Source organism: Alloprevotella sp., from assembly GCF_057240785.1.
Window position 1 is genome coordinate 1 of record NZ_DBHHRH010000010.1, and the last position, 3,857, is coordinate 3,857.

Annotated in this window: 6 protein-coding genes and 2 pseudogenes; 6 read left to right on the forward strand and 2 right to left on the reverse strand. The window is 40.6% G+C overall.

Annotated features, from left to right (window positions below; translation table 11 throughout):
- From ACO4R2_RS02890 to ACO4R2_RS02915, 6 genes and pseudogenes are all read left to right on the forward strand, one after another.
- Positions 1 to 380, forward strand: a 380-nt coding sequence (locus ACO4R2_RS02890; RefSeq protein WP_484769095.1) for a hypothetical protein, incomplete at its 5' end; no start/stop codon positions are given.
- Between the two features lie 138 nt (positions 381 to 518).
- The gene (locus tag ACO4R2_RS02895) at positions 519 to 965 is read left to right on the forward strand and encodes a pyridoxamine 5'-phosphate oxidase family protein (protein ID WP_484769096.1); all 447 of its coding nucleotides are present in this window, start codon (positions 519 to 521) and stop codon (positions 963 to 965) included.
- A 4-nt stretch (positions 966 to 969) separates the two neighbouring features.
- Positions 970 to 1,491: an acyltransferase gene (locus ACO4R2_RS02900; protein ID WP_484769097.1), complete on the forward strand. Its 522-nt coding sequence runs from the start codon at positions 970 to 972 to the stop codon at positions 1,489 to 1,491.
- The gene (crcB, locus tag ACO4R2_RS02905; protein ID WP_484769098.1) at positions 1,488 to 1,847 is read left to right on the forward strand and encodes a fluoride efflux transporter CrcB; all 360 of its coding nucleotides are present in this window, start codon (positions 1,488 to 1,490) and stop codon (positions 1,845 to 1,847) included. The genes ACO4R2_RS02900 and crcB overlap by 4 nt, the downstream gene beginning before the upstream one ends.
- 2 nt (positions 1,848 to 1,849) lie before the next feature.
- A pseudogene (locus ACO4R2_RS02910) lies at positions 1,850 to 2,182 on the forward strand (thioesterase family protein); the annotation flags it as partial.
- A gap of 15 nt (positions 2,183 to 2,197) precedes the next feature.
- Positions 2,198 to 2,314, forward strand: a pseudogene (locus ACO4R2_RS02915) (IS982 family transposase); the annotation flags it as partial.
- Positions 2,315 to 2,522: 208 nt separating this feature from the next.
- Here the strand turns inward: ACO4R2_RS02915 and ACO4R2_RS02920 are convergent.
- Together ACO4R2_RS02920 and ACO4R2_RS02925 are read right to left on the reverse strand one after the other, a co-directional pair.
- Positions 2,523 to 2,918 carry a hypothetical protein gene (locus tag ACO4R2_RS02920; protein ID WP_484769099.1) on the reverse strand — a complete coding sequence of 132 codons (396 nt, stop codon included), beginning with the start codon at positions 2,916 to 2,918 and terminating at the stop codon, positions 2,523 to 2,525.
- The gene (locus ACO4R2_RS02925; RefSeq protein ID WP_484769100.1) at positions 2,915 to 3,517 is read right to left on the reverse strand and encodes a hypothetical protein; all 603 of its coding nucleotides are present in this window, start codon (positions 3,515 to 3,517) and stop codon (positions 2,915 to 2,917) included. The genes ACO4R2_RS02920 and ACO4R2_RS02925 overlap by 4 nt, the downstream gene beginning before the upstream one ends.
- Positions 3,518 to 3,857: the final 340 nt, after the last annotated feature.

Consider the following 3,857-nt stretch of genomic DNA (forward strand, 5'->3'; position numbering starts at 1 on the left):
TTTCGCTAATCACCAAATTTATAGACACTTATAATTCGTCGAACTCACGTTATTTAAACATTTTTGATTTGTTCCCAATTCCAAAAGCACTATCAGGATTGAATAAAATCAATGGAATTGCATTTCGATTGGCTCCAAATAATAGGACTCAGATGAGATTGGATATTGAGTTACCCAAAAGGAATTTCATTGATTTCATTTTTCCCAAAAAAGAATACAAATTGAAATTCTTTTTAACTCATTCCGGATTGATTCAGAGACAATGCAAACTGGAAAATATTTTGAAATACGATTTTAAAAACATTGACTTGAAAATTGAAATGTGGTATAAAGTACATAAACCCATGAAGACTGATTGGGAAGGTAAACCTATTTTATAATCGTCTGGGACAAGGCGAAAATGGTAGAGGTCTTCTGATTGCTACTAAATTCCAATTTAGCGAATAAGATAGATGTAGAATACGACCACGTTTATCACCTGACAGATCCAGTAAAACCAAAATTTGAGATAGAATAATATGGAACAAGCATTAGCATTTCTGAAAGAAAATAATGAGGTGGCCCTTGCTACTTGTGAGGCGAACAAACCTAAAATCCGAATCTTCCAGATTATGAAGATGGAGAGTTCGACCCTTTATTTCGCCACGTCGCCAGTAAAGGATGTATATAAGCAATTACAGGTGAATCCCTGCATAGAGATTCTGTCCAGCAGTGGTAAGGTCTCTGTGCGGTGTGTCGGTAAGGCATCCTTCGAGGTTGATGAGCAGACGAAGCAATGGATATACGACAACAACCCCGTTCTGCCTCGTCTTTATACCTCATACGACAAACTGGCATACTTCAAGATGGCGATTGAGCAGATGGACTACTATGACCTTCAGCCCACACCTCCAATATTCAAGCATTTTGATTTGGAAAATCAGACAGAGGGGAATGGTTTCGTTGGAGAACGTTTTAACAAATAGTTATATGGATGAACTAAGAATAGACCTGCGGAACGCAACAAGTGAAGAGATAGCGCAGGGAGTGAAAGATGCCCAACTCTGTTTCAAACTCAACCACACCATGCCCTACACCGACGAGTATGACGATTTGGTGCAGAAACTCTTCGGTGAGTTTGGTGAGAGTAGTCGACTGATGACACCGACCACGGTGGTAAGAGGCAAGAACGTGAAGATTGGCAAGCGTGTGGTCATTATGAACAATTCGCTGTTTATGAGTGCCGGAGGTATAACCATCGAGGACGATGTGTTGGTGGCAGCCAATGCCCAACTCATCAGCAACAACCACGCCCCAGAGGAACATTCCATCCTCACCTGCAAGCCAGTCATGCTGAAACGCAACTGTTGGATTGGTGCAGGAGCAACAATCCTGCCAGGTGTGACCGTAGGCGAGAATGCCATTGTAGGAGCTGGCGCAGTAGTGACAAAAGATGTGGAACCCAATACCGTTGTGGGTGGAATACCAGCCAAACTGATTAAGAGACTATGATAAGGAACATCCTGCTGGTAGCTCTTGGTGGAGCATTAGGTTCTGTCGCTCGTTACCTGTTTTCGGGTTTGAACGTCAGCTCATGGCCTTGGGGAACATTTACTGTAAATATCGTTGGCTCGCTACTTATCGGTCTCTTCATAGGAATGGTAGGCAAAGGAGCGTTCTCGCCTGAAATGAAGCTACTTCTTGTAACAGGCTTTTGCGGAGGATTTACCACATTCAGCACCTTTGCCAACGAGTCCCTGTCCATGATGAAAATAGGAGATGTATTATTGTCAGCCCTATACATTGGCGCAAGCGTTACCATTGGCATATTGGCAGTATGGTTAGGAACAAAAATAACAGGAGTATAATCATGATAGAAATAGGATTAAAGCAAACAAGTGAACTGACGGTTACTGAAACTGTAACTGCAATTAGGGTCGGTTCTGGCGATATGCCAGTGCTGGCTACACCGATGTTGCTGGCACTCATGGAAAACGCAGCCATGCTTGCTGTCAAGGATGAACTGCCCGAAGGTTGCACAACCGTTGGCGGTCATATTGCATCGTCTCACTTGAAGCCCTCAAAGATTGGCGATGTGGTCCGAGCCGAAGCCGAGGTTACGAAGGTGAACGGCAAGAAGATAGAGTTTAAGGTTTCAGCTTACTCTGGTGACATTTTGCTTGGGGAAGGAACACACCTTAGATTATCCCGAATTGGGGTTGTAAACCTTTTAGCTGGCATTGCTGCGTATGCTTTCTACGACACCAAACCTTCCATCAATATGGAGTTTGAGAGGGAAGAAAAGCAGGGTGTAAAACAGCTCACTTTATTCTAACCTATAATTTGCGTGAAACAATTATACTTCGGTTTTAGATCAAGACCGAAAGGATGAGTGTGTGCAGTTTAAGAAACTCATGAAAGAGCGTTTCTTAAACCGAATTGGGGTTATTATGTAGTCGCCGAACTCACGTTAATATAAGAAATCCGCAATTTTCCAATGAGGAGAATTGCGGATTTTTAGGCAAGAATACAGCTCTTTGCTTCTACTTTTGCGTGCTTTTAGTGTAGGTGTAATTCTTTACAAAAACGCTAGTTACACCATTATTGATGCGCACGTTCTCAGTACCTTTTCGAGACAGCCAAAGGTTGTGCTGTGTCTTATCACGCTTGCAGAGAATTTTATTTGTATCTGTGAAAATTTCAGCATACGTTGAGTCGCCATTAAAAACAAGAAAAATGTTTTTTTGTCCAGCCTCAAAACGTTCACCTACTTCCCAAATGCGAATACATTGGTGAAGAGCATCACTCCATGTATAGCCAGCTGAACCTATGCAATCGTGTTCATCTCGGTCTGCACCTACAAGTTTTCCCATGTTCTTGCTAGATCCGCAAGCCGTAAGCGTGGTGATAGCGATCAAAACAAAAACAACTTTCTTCATCTTTTCTGTAATGAAAGAGGAAAACGGAATTCAACTTTCATTGTGGTATCGGGCTTGGAGGCAAAATGAGTAACTTCCTTGCCGTCCATAGAAATCTTACTGGAGACCAAAGTCATATCCAAACGATTTTTGTTAGGATAATACCAGAAAAATCCTGTCGTACCATTCGATGCGTAAAAGTCTATACCAATAGTATGTGTTTGTCCATTCTTATTTACATTTATGGAAATGGAAGAGGCTTTGTAGGTCATCGGAAAGTATTCGTCATTGGCTGCTTTGGCATTGTATAACTTGTAAGATACTTGAACAGGTTTCTGCAAAATTCCTTGTGCAGCAGCTGTGCCGCGTCCAAAAATAGAGTCTACTACGGCGGATACAGCAACACCATCTATCTGTATCTTATCATTAGTAACAAGAGCTGTACTATATGTATATAATGTATCTGCTATTCCTGTCTTAACATAAGAGACTCCTGAATTACCATAGTAATTACCTCGAATGCTCGCTCTTACACTTTCAGGAACAGTTTCGTCTTCCGTTTTTGTGCAGCCAGTAAAGACAATGATTGCTGCAAGAAGGATGAAAAATGCTTTCTTCATAAATAGAACTGATTTTATCGTTTTCTAAATGCAAATATACGCTTTTTTATAATATAGGTATTAGTGAGACTATGTGTTTTTATTATAAAAATCAGAAAAAGGAGCATTACAATGATTGTAGAAAGAGGTAAAATAGCAAGTTTTAATGCGCGTTTGTAAAGTACTATTAGCAAAGAGTGTATATGGATGGAATTTTGTGAAAAAAGATTCTAAAATACTTGTGGGATTAAAAAACCTGCCGTATCTTTGCACTCGCTTTCGAAAAGAAAAATACTTTCGAATAGTTCAAACGTGATCTTTGAAAGAATTGACATAAACTTTTAAGAAGAGAAGTACAAGA

Bases quoted from the DNA above. Each gene is read 5' to 3' on its own strand.
- ACO4R2_RS02895 (WP_484769096.1), top strand. From the start codon at position 519: ATGGAACAAGCATTAGCATTTCTGAAAGAAAATAATGAGGTGGCCCTT.
- ACO4R2_RS02900 (WP_484769097.1), top strand. From the start codon at position 970: ATGGATGAACTAAGAATAGACCTGCGGAACGCAACAAGTGAAGAGATA.
- crcB (WP_484769098.1), top strand. From the start codon at position 1,488: ATGATAAGGAACATCCTGCTGGTAGCTCTTGGTGGAGCATTAGGTTCT.
- ACO4R2_RS02920 (WP_484769099.1), bottom strand. From the start codon at position 2,918: ATGAAGAAAGTTGTTTTTGTTTTGATCGCTATCACCACGCTTACGGCT.
- ACO4R2_RS02925 (WP_484769100.1), bottom strand. From the start codon at position 3,517: ATGAAGAAAGCATTTTTCATCCTTCTTGCAGCAATCATTGTCTTTACT.